Genomic DNA, 14,632 nt, shown 5'->3' on the forward strand with positions numbered 1-14,632 from the left:
ACTCCAATTTTAATTATTGCTCTTCGACAGCCGACATTTGAACTTTTTCTTTGTTGCTTAACTGGCTTGGGCTTGTTTTAACGACCAGCTCTCCCTCTTTGAGGCCAGACAGCACTTCTTGATTAGGCTCGTTCAATCTGCCTAATTGGATGCTGCGCTTCTCTAACGTATCTCCTGTAAGTACGAAAACAAAAGCAGCGTCACCCTCTTTAACAATGCTGTATGTAGGAACTGTCACTACAATTTGGTCCTGTTGATCCGTCAACTGAACCTTTAGCTTCGTGCCAGGCTTTAAGGACAAATCTTTGTTCGGCACCTCAAGATTGACTTCATACGCTTTCGTTTCCGGATCGATCACCTTGGAAAGATAGCTGATCGCCCCTTTGTACATCTCTTTGGTTCCTGTCACGTAGTAAGACAGCTCAGTTTTATTGCTAATCTGATTCGTTTCCGCTTCCGTTAACTGTGCTTTGATTTTAATCGGGTCCAGCCTTTGAATTATACCGACCTTGGCACCGGGCTGCAGCGCCATTCCTGCTTCCATCGGCATCTCCGTCAATAGACCGCTCACTGTGGCTCTCACTTCAAGGTTTTTAATCGCTTGCTCCAACTGCTGCAGCGCAATTTGGGCACTCTTGAGCTGTGTTTCCAATTCAGGAGGAGCATCCAGCGGTTCTAAAGCGCCCAGTTTCTGTTTGAGTTGATCCAGGTCCATACGGGCACTCATCATTTGAGTTTCCATTTGATAAAGCTGAGCTTTAGTAACCAAGCCGATATCATAATCGTTTTTCATTTTATTGTAATTGCGCATTAAGCCGGTCATCCCCAGCTCCATCTTTTGAATCGAGTTGCTCATATCCATTCTTTGGTTTTCCGTTTCTTTCTTAGCCTTCACTTTTGCTTTATCTAACGCCTCTTGGGCCATTTGAACGGCAAGTGCCGCTGCATCTCTTTGCGTCTGGAGCTCGCCTGACTTCAACCGAAGGATGACATCGCCCTCCTGAACCATATCTCCGCGCTTTTTCAAAATTTGATCAATATCCCCGGAAGCCTTTGACGTAATACCAAATTGAGCGGAAGACTGCGCTTCTGCGGAACGTTCCATCGGATCACCGATTTTTTGCTTAATGACTTTGAATACTTTAACGCTTTTCGGCGCTTGATCCTTATAAATGGAGTTGCCCTCCGAATTATTAACCACTGTATCTGAGCACCCTGCCAAAATACCAATGCTTAACGTCAGAATACCAAGGGTTCTCACGACTTTCGGTTGCTGCTTTCGTCGTTTTTTTCTCATTAGATATGAACTCTCTCCCCATAATCAAAGATACGAAGCCGCATGTTCGCTTTTCATTTCATTCATGACAACGCCAATTAAGTTCACTTTCGCCAAAAGCAGTTCCTCTTTCACTTTCTTGGCTATGCCGCGCTTCATTTTGCCGAATTTAACGATGAGCAGCGTACCGTCGCACTTCGTCGCCATAATCTTGGCATCGGTTAAGGATAAGACCGAGGTTGTGTCCACGATGACCATGTCGTAGTTCGCTCTAAGCTCTTCCAGCAAGATATCCATTTGATTCGAAGCCAATAAGCCGGAAGGATTTTGCGGTAACGGTCCCGATGTTAGAATAGAAAGATTTTCAATAATCGATTGATGTACGATCTCGTTCAATGTGTTTTGTTTCACAAGATAATTCGTTAATCCCCTTGCGTTATCTTGACCAAGTGAAAGGTGGATCGAGGGATTTCGCAGGTCAGCATCTACCAAAATCACTTTCTTTCCAGTCTGCGCATACGCCACAGCCAAATTAATGGCCGTCGTCGTTTTCCCTTCACCTCTGCTTGACGAAGTGACCGTAACGATCTTAGCTTCGCGGCCGAAAACCGAACAATCGATATTAAATCTTAAAGATCTATAAGCTTCCGAGGAAGGAGAATTGGGGTTCTTGTGCATCATAATGGCCGAATTAGTGGATAGTTTTGGCATAGGCAATATCCTCTACTTTTTTTCTGGATTTACTTTTCTGTTTGATTCGTTTTTCTTTAATTTTTACTTTCGGTATGTACGCTAAGGTCGGCAGTTCAAAAGCTTCACGAACATCCTCATCCGTCTTCAATGTATCATCTAAAGCATCGAGCAGGAGTATGATACCAATCGTAGCAGCCAGCGAGGCAACAAAGCTTAGAATGATGTATTGGTTGGATTTTTGATTGATCGGTATGGGATTGTCCTGAACTTTGGCCCGGTTCAGAATCGTGATATTATCGACCTTCATAATTTTGGGGATCTCAGTCTGAAAGACATCCGATACCGCGTTCGCAATCTTCACGGCTCTTTCGTGTGAAACATGCCGGGCAGTAATCGACATGACTTGTGTTTCATTGAGATTCGAAACATTGACGATGGAAATCAACTGGTCTGTGGATACGTTTAATTCGGGGTATCGTTGGACGACTTTATCCATAATGGCCGGAGTTTTAATAATTTCCTTATATGTGTTGATGAGGGCCATATTAACACCGATCGCTCCATAATCGATTTGTTCTGTGCCAAGTTGACCCTGTTCAGACGTTTTATTGACGATCAATTTGGTAGAAGCCTGATAAATGGGAACATAATTTGATGTCGTATACATGGCTGTAAGGATTGTACAAACAAGTACAACAAAGACAATTAGCCACCATCGCCTCTTTATGATCATCAAATATTCTTTTAAATTAATTTCCATGTTTCCCCTCCGCGCGAAGTCTACTTGTCAACAAAATGATACTATTTGTATCTTATTCCTACTCTTACTTTAAGATACTTTTCGTATCATGTCAACAAAATATTCCATTTCTAAGTTCCAAATCGTATCAATAAAAATGCGCATAAAAAAAAGAAAAGAACCCCAAAAGGCCTTCTCTTTTTGTTTAGTTAATCCCTACGGATGATACGATATTCTTCTCATGTGTAAGCCCTGAAACTTTAAGCGCTTGCTGCAAAAGCAGGGCCAGCAACCGGCGCATCGAGCCGATCCCGATTTTGCTCATAATGTTAGCTAAATGAATCTTTACTGTTTTCTCACTGATACAGCAGCTTTCCGCAATTTCCTTATTCGTGTACCCGTGGGTAGCGATCAGGAAGAGAATTTCCGATTCACGCTGTGTCAGCCCATAGTTGTTGAAAAATTGTTGCAAAACTGTGTTCTCTGCCATTGGATTATGTCTCATACAACAACTTCCTTTATATGAATATGTCGTTCTCGACTAAGATCTACGAATGTATCATCAATTTTCACAAGAGGGTTCGTATCATCCGTGGGATTAATATACACGACGTCTGCCCAGCGGCCATCCGTCAGCTTGACTTTCCTGCCGACTAAGCCACGAATCATATTGGTCAGAAAGACCGATACGATATGCGGGTCCAATTCACCGAAGAGTCCTTCCCTCATCTGTCGGACAACTTCGTAAAATGGCATCATGTCTTGGTGCGGCCTTTTCGAAGACATGGCATGGAAAACGTCGGCAACAGCGACAATACGGCTAAATCGATCGATTTGGCTATCCTTTAACCCCATAGGATATCCGCTGCCATCCAATCTTTCATGGTGCTGCAAGGCTACAAGAGACACTTTGTAGTTAAGGCCTTTGGTCTCTCTAAGCAAGTTATAGCCTCGAACCGTATGCTGTTTCATTTCATCGAACTCTTCTTTTGTCAGCTTCCCCGGTTTTCGAAGAATGTCTTGGGGGATTTTCACTTTTCCAATATCATGCAGTGTAGCCGCGAGCGTTAGCAAAGCTACCTCTTGATCGTTCATTTGGAGCCACTTTCCAATCAGCGTCGATAAAATGCCTACGCCGACATTGTGCTGGTGCGTGTATTCGTCTTTCGCCTTAATCGCTTCAAATATTTCAAATAAATCCGAATGTTCAGCCGCCTGCTGCACGATAGGAATGAGTTGGTTCTTGATTTCAAACAATGGGATCTTCTTCTGCGTCTCCACCAGCTCGAATAAATCTTTGGCGAATTGAGTTGCTTTGCGTACTAAGAGTCCTGACGGATTCTGGGACTGGACATCTTCCAGTTCTTGTTCCTGGAGGCTTGTGGCAATAATGTCCATGAAGTCAATACGATGCTGTCGAAATAAATCCAAATGCTCTTCCATGAGTACAGTTTGAGCTGTTGCCAGTACAAGCCCATAGCTCGTTGTTACATCGTATTTCAACATCTTCCCCGCTAGATCTCTCAATAAACCCCACTCCAATGTTTCAAAATATAACCAATTTCTATTATATACGACAAAATAGGCTCAAACCATGGGAGGTAAATCCCGTATTTTTCCTATTCGAATAGGATAAAAAGCCTACAGTTTCCATAATTTCTATTCTAATTAGGACTATTGGTATAGTTTGGTAAAAAGAACGTAATCACACGCTCCAATCGTGACATCCGTCTAGCCCCCTGCATATAGTAAGTATCGACTAATCCGCTTTTACCCAAGGAGGTATTCACATCCATGACTTCGAACAAAAAAAAAGAGACCCGGAATTTGGAACCGAAAAATGAAGTTTTGCAGCAGCCGGAAACCGATCCTGCGTATGCTGCTTCCTATTCGCAAACCGCGCCTTATGCATACGACTATCCTGTGCCGCAAGCTTACGCTTGGGTTCCTATTTATGATGCACGCAGCTTAGGCATGTTCCCAGGCATGCCCGGCGGAGGCATGCCTGGTGGCGCGATGCCAGGCTTCCAAGGGCAGCCTGGTTTCCAAGGGCAGCCTGGTTTCCAAGGGCAGCCTGGTTTTCCGGGGCAGCCTGGCTTCCCGGGACAGCCCGGTTTCCAAGGGCAGCCCGGTTTCCCGGGGCAGCCTGGTCTCCCGGGCCCTGGAATGCCGCCAGGAGGCGCTGAGCAAGCACCGACATCGGCTCCTCCTACCTACACCCCGCAAAAGCCGTTTGCAGCTCCCGGCGCATTCGCCGTAGATCCGGGCTCCATTAGACGCTGTATGTTCCGTTTCACTTATGTTTGGCTGAGCAATGGCCAGCAGTTCTGGTATTTCCCGACTTTTGTCGGCCGTAACTCGATTGCCGGCTTCCGTTGGAACGGCTTCTCCTGGATGTATTTCGGTATCGATTTGCGCTTTATTGATTCTTTTACTTGTTAAAATGTTAAACACACTCAACTGCCATAAAACAAGAAAAGCCTAGCGGACATCCGCCAGGCTCTTCTTGTTATTGTGAGAGGGAACTAGAGTCCTCTATTCGGACGAAGACAGGCTGCTTCCCTTTCTTTGCGGAACTACAGGGTCTTATCTGCTCCACTTAAGTTCGCAGATCATCGAGATACCACATACCGTTTCGCTTCACTAACACATATTCGTAGTGTATTTCTTTCACATTGCCAATTGGTTTCTTTAGCGTGAGCACAACATTCACATAGCTTTTACCGTCTTCTTCACGTATCGAAGCCGAATAGCCCGGATTACTCTTCTCTGCTTCTGTGAGCGGATATAAGAAATTTGGTTCCAAGTACCATTTCGGATCATGCTCGAAAACTTTTCTCCAAATCTTATCGATATATCCATCGGAATAATAAGCCAGTAGCTCACCTTTAAAATTCTGTGGCTTCGAACGGCTCACATTCGCCTGCATGAGATGATTCACAAAAGCTTCTGCTTGCCGAACAATATCGCGGGGATCTTGCTTCACGCTGACGTAGACCTTAGCTGATCTGCTGCGGTATGTGATATTGACCGGCACCGTATCTTCCAGCAATGTTGCTGCCGCTTGGACCAAGCCTGCATTGCTGACACTTAGTAGCGCTGAATTACCTGCTTCATACAGGATTCCCGTCTCATGCGTTACGTCTTGCCATTCGTTAGGCCTGATTTGCGCTTTTACGACGAGCTGCTCCGACTGACCCGGTTTTAGCCTGATCATGCTAGGTTCCACTTTAAGCGGTCCAATATCAACAGTAACCTTCACATTCGCTTCCTTGTTCCTGTTCTTAACCGTAATATCTACTTGATCTCCAATCTGCGCAGCGTCCTTCACATAAATCGTACCATACTCATCGACACTGACAAGATCAGGGTTGCTGCTGATGTATTCGGAATCACCGGAGACATCCACCTCTTCACCTTCTAATGTCTTCGCTTTAACGGAAATATTTTCACGGTCACCAATCGCTAAGGAGGTCGCAACATGATCGACAGAAATGCTTGCGATCGCTAAACACGTGTCTACTTTCCAGAAAGGCGGTGTTACACTATCATAAATTTCTAATTCAACATCCAGCAGCTTCTTTAGATCATCGCCTGTTTTAACGTTTATTCGAGCAACGCCGCTGATTTGCATTTTTGCGCAGCCTCCCGTATCCGCCGAGTATTTTCCTGATAGCTCAGACTGAATACCCGCTTGAAGCTCTAGAGTGATGAGATCAAAATTAGCAGCTTCAAGATTTACTTCCGTCGATAAAAGTATTTCCTGCTTAATTTTCCCTTCCAATGAGACCTTTGTCGGCTTTTTCGATTCCTTGTCCGGAAGAGCAATTTCTTTAAATCCGTCTTCTTTCGTGTAGATAAACCCCATGACGGATTCTTCTGACTTCGAGTACTCTACAGCTAAACTGGCCTCACCCGTTAAATTCATAACGATAAATAATTGCATTTTTAAGCTGAACGGTGTGGTGCCTAGCTGAATTCTGGGGATTGTACCGACCAGTACTTTGGGCATTTCACTTTTATCTTCCATTTTAAACTTCGCTGTTCCGGCAACAGATGCTGCAAGCTCACGCTTTGTTTCAAGCGATGCTGTCATACTCTTAACACCGGAGAAAATGTCCCAGTCAATATCAAAGTTTGCCGAATTGGCTAGCGTAAATTCGCCGTTGAAAGAGAGATTATACGATAATTCATCGTCCAACGGACCCACTTTTTTGGTCTTTTCGAATATCTTAGACACTTTAAATTTAAGCCCCGTCTCGATGGAGGCAGCATACTGCAGCATGCCCGGATCTATTTTCAAACTTGCATACCGAGCGGGAGCTTTCGGTTCAAGCATCACTTTCTCGAGGGTAACGCCTTCCTCCAGAATAAAATCTTCAGGGCTAATGGGGACGTTTTGGTTAATTTGAATGACCTTGAATACTTCCTCGAGCTGTGCCTTTTTTACATGTAGTACTGTCTTCTGATTATCGGTTTGTACGGAAACAATTTTAACAGCGTTTCCGGTAGGAAAAGTACTCGATGCTGGCAGTATAAGAATTTGATCTGGCCTCAGAGCCGCCAGTTCAGGTGAGTCACCTTGAAACTCCAGCACTGTGCCATCTCCAGAAACGTGATCTAACGTACGCGCAGTCGAATCAGAAACCGAAGTAACCCCTGACATATAGGTGACGACTGCCTTCTCAGGTTTAGTACCGCTTCCGCCGCCGGATGAACCGCCGTTACCGCCAACACCTCCACCTCCGCCTCCACCGGGATTACTTATTCCTGGCGTACCGGACGTTGGTGTATTTCCCGAGTTGGGCGGTTCTGTCTTGCCTGCCTCTTGGAACCTCTCCAACGCACGGTCCAGCGCAACTACTGCCTCAGCCCTTGTAACCTTATTGAAGCCCTGGAACGTGCCGTCTTCGTATCCGTTAATAATCCCCAGCTGCTTCAGAACGTGTACGGAATCTTTAGCCCAACTTGGAAGCTCGGTTTCGTCTGTGAATCCACCCAGCGTAGCCATGTCTTTCTTCAGTACGGGTTCTAGCACCCGATAAATCATTACCATTAATTCATTACGGGTAATGGGTTCTCCCGGATGAAACAATCCATCCGGATAACCCTGAACATATCCGTGCTCATACGCTGCGGCAATAGCGTTATGAAACCAATCGTTCTTCTTCACATCCGGATAGGGAGATGCTGTTCCTTTGCTCTTCATCTCAAACGCACGGTATAAAAGCGTGACGACTTCAGCTCTCGTTACTTGTCGAGCGGGTCCGAATAGGTCATTTGAATAGCCTTGAATCCAATCATGGTTATACCATTTTTTCACAACCTGGCTCGCCCAATGATTCTCCATATCTTTAAATGGAGTCGTTCCCGTAGAAGGTTCCGCGCTGGCAGCATTAACCGCCGAGAGCGGAACAAGGAAGGCTACCAATAAACACATAATTAGCAACAGCTTAGTAATTTTAGATTTCATTGATTTAATTGATCTCATCGATTTCTTTAGTTTCATAGCTTTCTAGTTCCCCCGTTCCATTCGATTTTCGAGTTGATCAACAAAATCAATTGTTACAGGAATAGGCGTACCGCTGCTTTCATCCGTAACGAAAGATTTCGTTAAATCCAATTCGCCGTCAATCAGCGGAACGAGCAAATAATCGAAGATGGCCTTGTCGTACGGCGCCAGCTCATCAATCAGCCGTGGTTCAAGTTGCCCACTGTATGCCGATGTATACCCCGCCTCAGCGCTAGCCTCTTTCAGTTGAAAACGCAGCCGGTAAATAGGGGCGTCCGTCATATTTTCAATTTCAAAGCGGACCAGATAAGGCAGGCCTTTCTGTACCAGCTTTTCAGCCGTAATGTGCATCCGGTAAGCATCCCCTGCATATACCTTGATAGCATCATCCGTTACGAAATGAGCTGTGACAGGTACATGGAATACCGAGAGCTGTGCTTCAAAATCAGCACTCACCTTGTACTCGCCTTTTAGATCGCCTCTTAGAATCCATGTTGCATGCGTTTCTAGACTACCTGGAATACTCCCCAGATGAATGTCCAATGATTGCGACGTTGCTGTTGGTGCCAGCGATAAGCCTTCCGGCAATGACAGTGTTGCGGTCGCATTATCCAAACTGAAGGCTGAGCTGAACGAATTCCATAACACCAGCTCCACCATAAAAAACTCCTTCAAACTCCGCACCTCGCCAGGAATGATCAAGTAGGCTACTGAGGGCTCAATCTCCGGATGTCCCGGCACTGGGAATACGTTTAATTGCGCTTTACGTCCATCGCCTAAATCGATGCCGCGGGGCACGCCCCCTCCGTTGCTACCGCCCTCGCTGCCACTGCCGACAAAATCGCCCATTCCATTGATAGCGTAGGACACCTCATGCGTGGCTAGTCTGGTTGTGAACTGATAGACATACTGGTTTCTGCTGTCATTCGGATCGATCCCCTGCTGCTTGATTTGCTCGAGGGTCATCCGGTCTACAGTCATCTTCCCTTCGATTAAGCTTGCTTTTGTCAATTTGACAGTAGTGAACGTCTTTTGACCGTCAACCACCTTCACCTTTTGTTCAACAGGTTGAAATCCTGCGCGATACACATCGACCTCATATTCCCCTTGCGATAAAGCAGCATGAAGAACGCCCTGAGCATCGGTAACGGCTGATAAAATAGTTTCCTTATTGCTATTCCGGATAAGGACCATAGCACTGCCAAGAGGCGAGCCGCCCATATCTTCTACAGTTAAATTAAAAGGACCGTCTGTTTCTGTCCTAACGACTATCGTGAAATCTTGACTAACAGCAAATTCGCCTCTACTAATGGATGCAGTGATTTTTACTGTGCGGTCCGTCCCCCCGAAGGCTGGGCGTGTTACTTTTCCGTTTGCAGCTATAACATCAAGATCTTCGCTAGTCCACACAATATGAGTGCCATATGACCCAGATTCAGCAAATTTCAAATCATGGATGACAGTGCTCAAATTGCTGTTGTCTCCGGCGATACTTTGCTCGTTCAATTGATTGCGTGCATAATTCACTGCTTCTTCATCCGTCGGTTCCTTCTTCTTCACCAAAACTTGAAATATCTTCTGTTTCTGTTCGGTCCCTCTACGGGCAATAGCCGTTAGCTGCACCGCTGCATCCTCTGAATCAAAGGAAGGACGGGTTACGGTTCCGTCTGCTTGAACAATAACAGGCATGCTGGACAGCCATGAAATATCCGTCCCCTCAATCCCTTGCTGAGGCAAATTTAATGCGCTGGTGATTTGCAGCAGATTGATATTTCCACCCTTAATCGTGTCTTGCTGTATGCCATCCAAGGTCAGAACAACAGCTTCGGCATCCGTCATATCTTGACGTTTCACCACAACCTTGAGCGTCATATCTTGGGGCGCTGCAGTTCCTCTGGAAACCGCAGCCGTAAGCGTTACAGCAGTATTCCCCGTTGTATAAGCAGGACGGTTAACTATCCCCTGATTGGAAATTACATCGGGATGGCTGGAGCGCCAAGCAATAGCTGTATGCTCCAAACCTTCTGCTGGCAAAATTAAATGATCGACAATCTCATCCAAGCTGATGTTATTTCCCTTTATACTCTCTTGATTAAACCCTTGAATCGCAAGATGGATGGCCTCTTCATCTGTCATATCAAGTGCTATCACCTTGACCTCAAAAGATTTCGACCGAGAATCCGCGCTTCCCTTAGAAAGGGTAGCGACTAGAGTAACGTCTATCGCCCCCATCGTATAAGAAGGCCTGTGCACCGTGCCATCCGGCAAAAGATATCGGCTGATCGATGAAACCCAGGCAATATCCGTACCGTTCTGCCCCTTCTTCGGCAAATTGAGATTCGATGTAACCTGTGATAATAGCGGATTATCAGCCTTTATTGCATCCTCCGTCAGAAGCATCCAATCCTCGTTAATGGCTTGAATGTCCGCACTGTTATCCTCAAGCAAAATAATCGCTTGTAAATCAATCATTTTCCCTTGTTCAACTACAATGTCTCTGCGTTCAATAAGTTGATAGCCTTGCGCATAAATCCTAATGTTATAACTGCCATCTTTTATATCTCCAAAATGAAATTCTCCTAATGTCCCGGTCCTTGTTTGATACATAATCTCATCTCGATCATTAACAAGGAATACGGATGCGTTCGATACTGCGATGCCGTTGGCTAGAACAGTTCCCTTTATTGCTCCGCCTGTTTGGCTTCCATCACCAAAATCCAGGTTTATGTTGCCCAGATCCTGGCCAGGAAGAACGGTTATCGCTTTCTCGCGAATAACATCTGCACCATTGTTCTGAACAATCGCTTTGATCATATAGCTTCCGGCCTCGAGGGGTGATAGGGTGTAGGAATCGTTTGAGAAATATGATTTTATTTTGGGCAGGACGCTGCCTTGCTTGTCGCTTATCGTGAACTGTACCTCGCTTGCACTCCCGAACGGATTATGAATCAAACCCGACACAGTTGCAGCCTTTATTGGCGTAATCACGATTTTGGCTGTTTCTTGATCGGGGCTAACCCAGATATTCCCTAGCCATGCTGAAAAATACCCAATTGCGTCTGCTGACACCGTATAAATGCCCGCTGGAAGGCCTTCAAACTTAAAACGGCCTTCCGAATCCGTTGAAGTTGCCGTGTTCCACTGCATGCCGTCACTTATCGTCAGCTTCGCCTTCAACGGTGCCTCCGAAGGATCACGGACAATTCCTGAGACCGTGCCGCCCATTTGCATTTGGAAGTTCACATAGGATTTCGTCTCTCCAGCAACAACATCAACACCGGACAGCGTTTGCTCCATATACTTGTTTTTAGTTGCTCTAACCTTATAGGTTCCGCTCGGTATTCCATCAATTCCATACTCGCCCTTATTATCCGTGAGCGTTGATTTCATCGTTGTGCTATGATCCTGGAATACGCCAATCTCCACGTCCGAAAGCGGGTTTCCGTAAATATCTGTTACCGTACCCGTGATTCGGCCGCCGTTCGAAAAAACAAAATTAATTCCTGCTGTCGTCCCTCTGCTGTCAACCACAATCCCATTCTTCTCATAACTCGGGTATCCAGACTTCCAGGTACTAAGCTGGTAGGACCCTTCCCTTAAACCTCTTAATAGATAAATTCCTTGGGAATTCGTCATTTCGCTCTTATAGAAGAAACCTTGCTCACTATTTGCCGACACCTGTACACCTTCCAAAGGATTTCCGCTCCCGTCGGTGACGGCCCCCATAATTATGCCGCCTTTGACCAACGCAAAGTTCAGGCCTGTAACGGGTGTTCCGATGGCAACGTTCACATTCTCTCTCTGATCAGGAAGGTAATCCTCCGACCACGTCTCAACCGTGTAAGTCCCGCTTGGCATTTTGGAAACGGAGAAATGACCTGAACTATCGGTATAGGAAGAACTTATCTCCATTTGCTTCTCAGGCTCTTTCACTATGACCCTAATGTCACGCAAAGGCTGCCCTTGTTCATCCGTTACCGTACCCTCAATGATTGCCGAGGGCTTAAGGTTAAAATTCACATTGGCGTGCTCTTGTCCGATAACGGCATGAATACCGGATATCGTTTCTTTCAAATAGCCGTCTGCTTCCGCTGTTACATCATAAGTTCCTTCCGGCAGCATCCCCAACATGTAACGGCCGTCATCCATGATACTCTGTCCATAGCCATTATGGGTAAGCGTATCGAAAGCCATGATCGAAGCATTTTTCAGCGGGATGCTGCTATTTGACGTCACCTTGCCTGATATAATTGCAGCTGGAGCTAATTTAATCCTTATTCCTTCCTGATCTTGTCCCTCGCTGATGGTCGCCCTCGTGTTCCTACCGGAAATATATCCATTGGCGGTTACATCGAGGGTGTAAATTCCATCTGACAATCCGGCGATATGAAATCTCCCGGATGAATCTGTCGTTACGTATTCGGAACCTCCTCGGTCACCGCTTGCATATACGTTTGCTCCGGCAATGGGATGATCCAATTCATCCGTTACCATCCCGCTCAGGCTTGCACCCTGTTGCAGAACGAAGTCTGCATTGGGGTTCGCTGAACTTGCATTTACCTCTACCCAATCACGTTTAGCTCTTGTGTACCCTTGTTTGTATGCTTCCAGACGATAACTCCCTGTAGGTAAAGCATCCAAACTATACGTACCTGAAGCATCTGTTTGCGCAGAATCTTGGTAGCGGTTCGACAGAGCGTCATAAGCCATAACATTGACTCCTTCGATAGGGGCGCCATTCGTATTTGTGATTTTCCCCGTGACCGAACCGGCTTTTCTTAAAATAAAATCTACCTTTCTTTCTTCCGTGCCTGCAGTGACAACGATGTTATCTCTTTGCTCACGTGCATACCCTCTCGCATTTACGCTTAAAGTGTATGTTCCTGGAACCAAATTACCCAAACGAAACGCACCGTTCACATCCGACGGTTGACTGGAAAATCCACTCTGCGTTTGTTCGTTATAACCACTAACGTAAACGCCGGAAATTGGCGCTCCTGACTCATCTTTTATGTTGCCTGTAATCACTACCTCCGGCTGCAGCTGAAATCGAAGGCCTTGTGTGGTTTCTTGGGCTCGAACCTGCACATCCGTAACGCTTTCTCTCGCATAGCCGCTTGCCGTTACTTCCACCGTTACAAGCCCAGGCGGGACGGTCGCTAGCCAGAAATTGCCCTTTGAATCTGTATAAGCACTATCGTAATAGGAATAGTTGCTATCATGGACAAACACTGTTGCTTGCGATACCGGCACTCCTTGTGGATCCGTAACCGAACCGCTGACAGCTCCAGCTATGCTTAGCGCATAATTTTTTGTCACTTGTTGGTTACCCATGACCAAGACGGTACTTTGATTGTCTGCCACAAATCCATCAATCCTCACTTGCAGCGAATAAGTATTTGAAGCTAGTCCATTTACTTCATAATTGCCATCTGCATTGGATTGTACGGTCTTAACAAACTGATACGCCCCGTATGTGGATTCGAACACAGTTATACTTGCCTGAGCCAGTGGATTTTGATTGGTATCCGTGATTTTACCCGAAATACTTCCACCGGAAGCCGCTTCTACAGCCAGTGCCGGAAAAAATGGCATCAACAGGATGAAGCATAGCAATAGAATAATGAAACCTTTTTGACCTTTTTGCTTATGAGCTCCTAACAAACTTACCCCTCCTCAAAATAAGACCATCGGTAAAAGGAATCGCAACAAAAAAAGCGATACATAACTACCGCTTCTTCATGTCTAATTGGCTTTTCCATTTGAGTTGCATGCTTAAAACACCAGTATGATATATATTACAGACCAAAAGACCTATCGTAAACAAGAATTCTGTCGATTAATCTTCATATTTCCTAAAGAAATAATAAAGTAACGCTTAGCTCCGCATACTCCTTGCCGTGCCTGCAACTAACAGACCCTAGTTCCCTATCCCTCGCTCTAAGGACTGCGCTTTCAAGTGGGGGAGTTTCTGCTCGTGGAAAAACCAGGTGATGGAATCCTATGTCTCATCACACTTCGGACACAGGGGCCGTTATCTTCGCGAAAAGCGTCGTGTCTCTCTACAAACAGACACCAGAGTCTTTATATGCCGATTTCGTGGCGAAATCAGTCCCCAAGTAAGCAAGTAACAGCGCTGGTGTCCGTTACATGTTTGAAGTGGTCCTTTTCCATCGAATAAGGGCATCTCTGTCCGTCAGCGAGGACAAAGACTATGCTAACGCCCATTGCGTCTGCTCGACCGGCTGAGCAAACAGCCTTCCAAAGCTTTTCGTCGCAGGAACAAGTTATACATGAACGCCACTTTCAACAGTACGGTATCCGTAAGCATCGCTCACGTCCGAACGCCAATATGTGTGAACAAAAATCGCCAGGGAGTCCTGACGATCCTTTTGCGTGTAAACTCATTCTT

The 14,632-nt window shown here is 45.8% G+C and carries 9 protein-coding genes; 1 reads left to right on the forward strand and 8 read right to left on the reverse strand.

Annotated elements, in window-relative coordinates; genetic code table 11:
* Nucleotides 1–13: 13 nt before the first annotated feature.
* The 6 genes from GC097_RS09500 to GC097_RS34685 form a co-directional block, all read right to left on the reverse strand.
* Nucleotides 14–1,297: an efflux RND transporter periplasmic adaptor subunit gene (locus GC097_RS09500; RefSeq protein ID WP_171683088.1), complete on the reverse strand. Its 1,284-nt coding sequence runs from the start codon at nucleotides 1,295–1,297 to the stop codon at nucleotides 14–16.
* A gap of 24 nt (nucleotides 1,298–1,321) precedes the next feature.
* Entirely contained in the window at nucleotides 1,322–1,987 is a 666-nt protein-coding gene (locus GC097_RS09505; protein ID WP_171683089.1) for a CpsD/CapB family tyrosine-protein kinase, read from the reverse strand.
* Nucleotides 1,968–2,729, reverse strand: coding sequence for a YveK family protein (locus tag GC097_RS09510; protein ID WP_171683090.1), 762 nt, complete (start codon nucleotides 2,727–2,729; stop codon nucleotides 1,968–1,970). The genes GC097_RS09505 and GC097_RS09510 overlap by 20 nt, the downstream gene beginning before the upstream one ends.
* Nucleotides 2,730–2,913: 184 nt before the next feature.
* On the reverse strand, nucleotides 2,914–3,213 hold the full coding sequence (locus GC097_RS09515) for a response regulator transcription factor (RefSeq protein WP_171683091.1): 300 nt from the start codon (nucleotides 3,211–3,213) through the stop codon (nucleotides 2,914–2,916).
* Nucleotides 3,210–4,235, reverse strand: coding sequence for an HD-GYP domain-containing protein (locus tag GC097_RS09520; protein WP_171683092.1), 1,026 nt, complete (start codon nucleotides 4,233–4,235; stop codon nucleotides 3,210–3,212). The genes GC097_RS09515 and GC097_RS09520 overlap by 4 nt, the downstream gene beginning before the upstream one ends.
* A gap of 137 nt (nucleotides 4,236–4,372) precedes the next feature.
* Nucleotides 4,373–4,498 (reverse strand): hypothetical protein, encoded by a 126-nt coding sequence (locus tag GC097_RS34685; protein WP_281364277.1) that lies wholly within the window; start codon nucleotides 4,496–4,498, stop codon nucleotides 4,373–4,375.
* Nucleotides 4,499–4,724: 226 nt separating this feature from the next.
* On the opposite strand from GC097_RS34685, the gene GC097_RS09525 reads away from it, so the two are divergent.
* Nucleotides 4,725–5,150: a collagen-like protein gene (locus GC097_RS09525; RefSeq protein WP_246294118.1), complete on the forward strand. Its 426-nt coding sequence runs from the start codon at nucleotides 4,725–4,727 to the stop codon at nucleotides 5,148–5,150.
* 157 nt (nucleotides 5,151–5,307) lie between these two features.
* On the opposite strand, the gene GC097_RS09530 is transcribed toward GC097_RS09525, so the two are convergent.
* Both GC097_RS09530 and GC097_RS09535 read right to left on the reverse strand, forming a co-directional pair.
* Entirely contained in the window at nucleotides 5,308–8,181 is a 2,874-nt protein-coding gene (locus GC097_RS09530) for an S-layer homology domain-containing protein (protein ID WP_171683093.1), read from the reverse strand.
* Nucleotides 8,182–8,223: 42 nt separating this feature from the next.
* Nucleotides 8,224–13,884 (reverse strand): carboxypeptidase-like regulatory domain-containing protein, encoded by a 5,661-nt coding sequence (locus GC097_RS09535; RefSeq protein ID WP_171683094.1) that lies wholly within the window; start codon nucleotides 13,882–13,884, stop codon nucleotides 8,224–8,226.
* Nucleotides 13,885–14,632 lie beyond the last annotated feature (748 nt).

This window comes from Paenibacillus planticolens (genome assembly GCF_013141725.1).
In the GTDB taxonomy this organism is placed as follows: domain Bacteria; phylum Bacillota; class Bacilli; order Paenibacillales; family NBRC-103111; genus Paenibacillus_E; species Paenibacillus_E planticolens.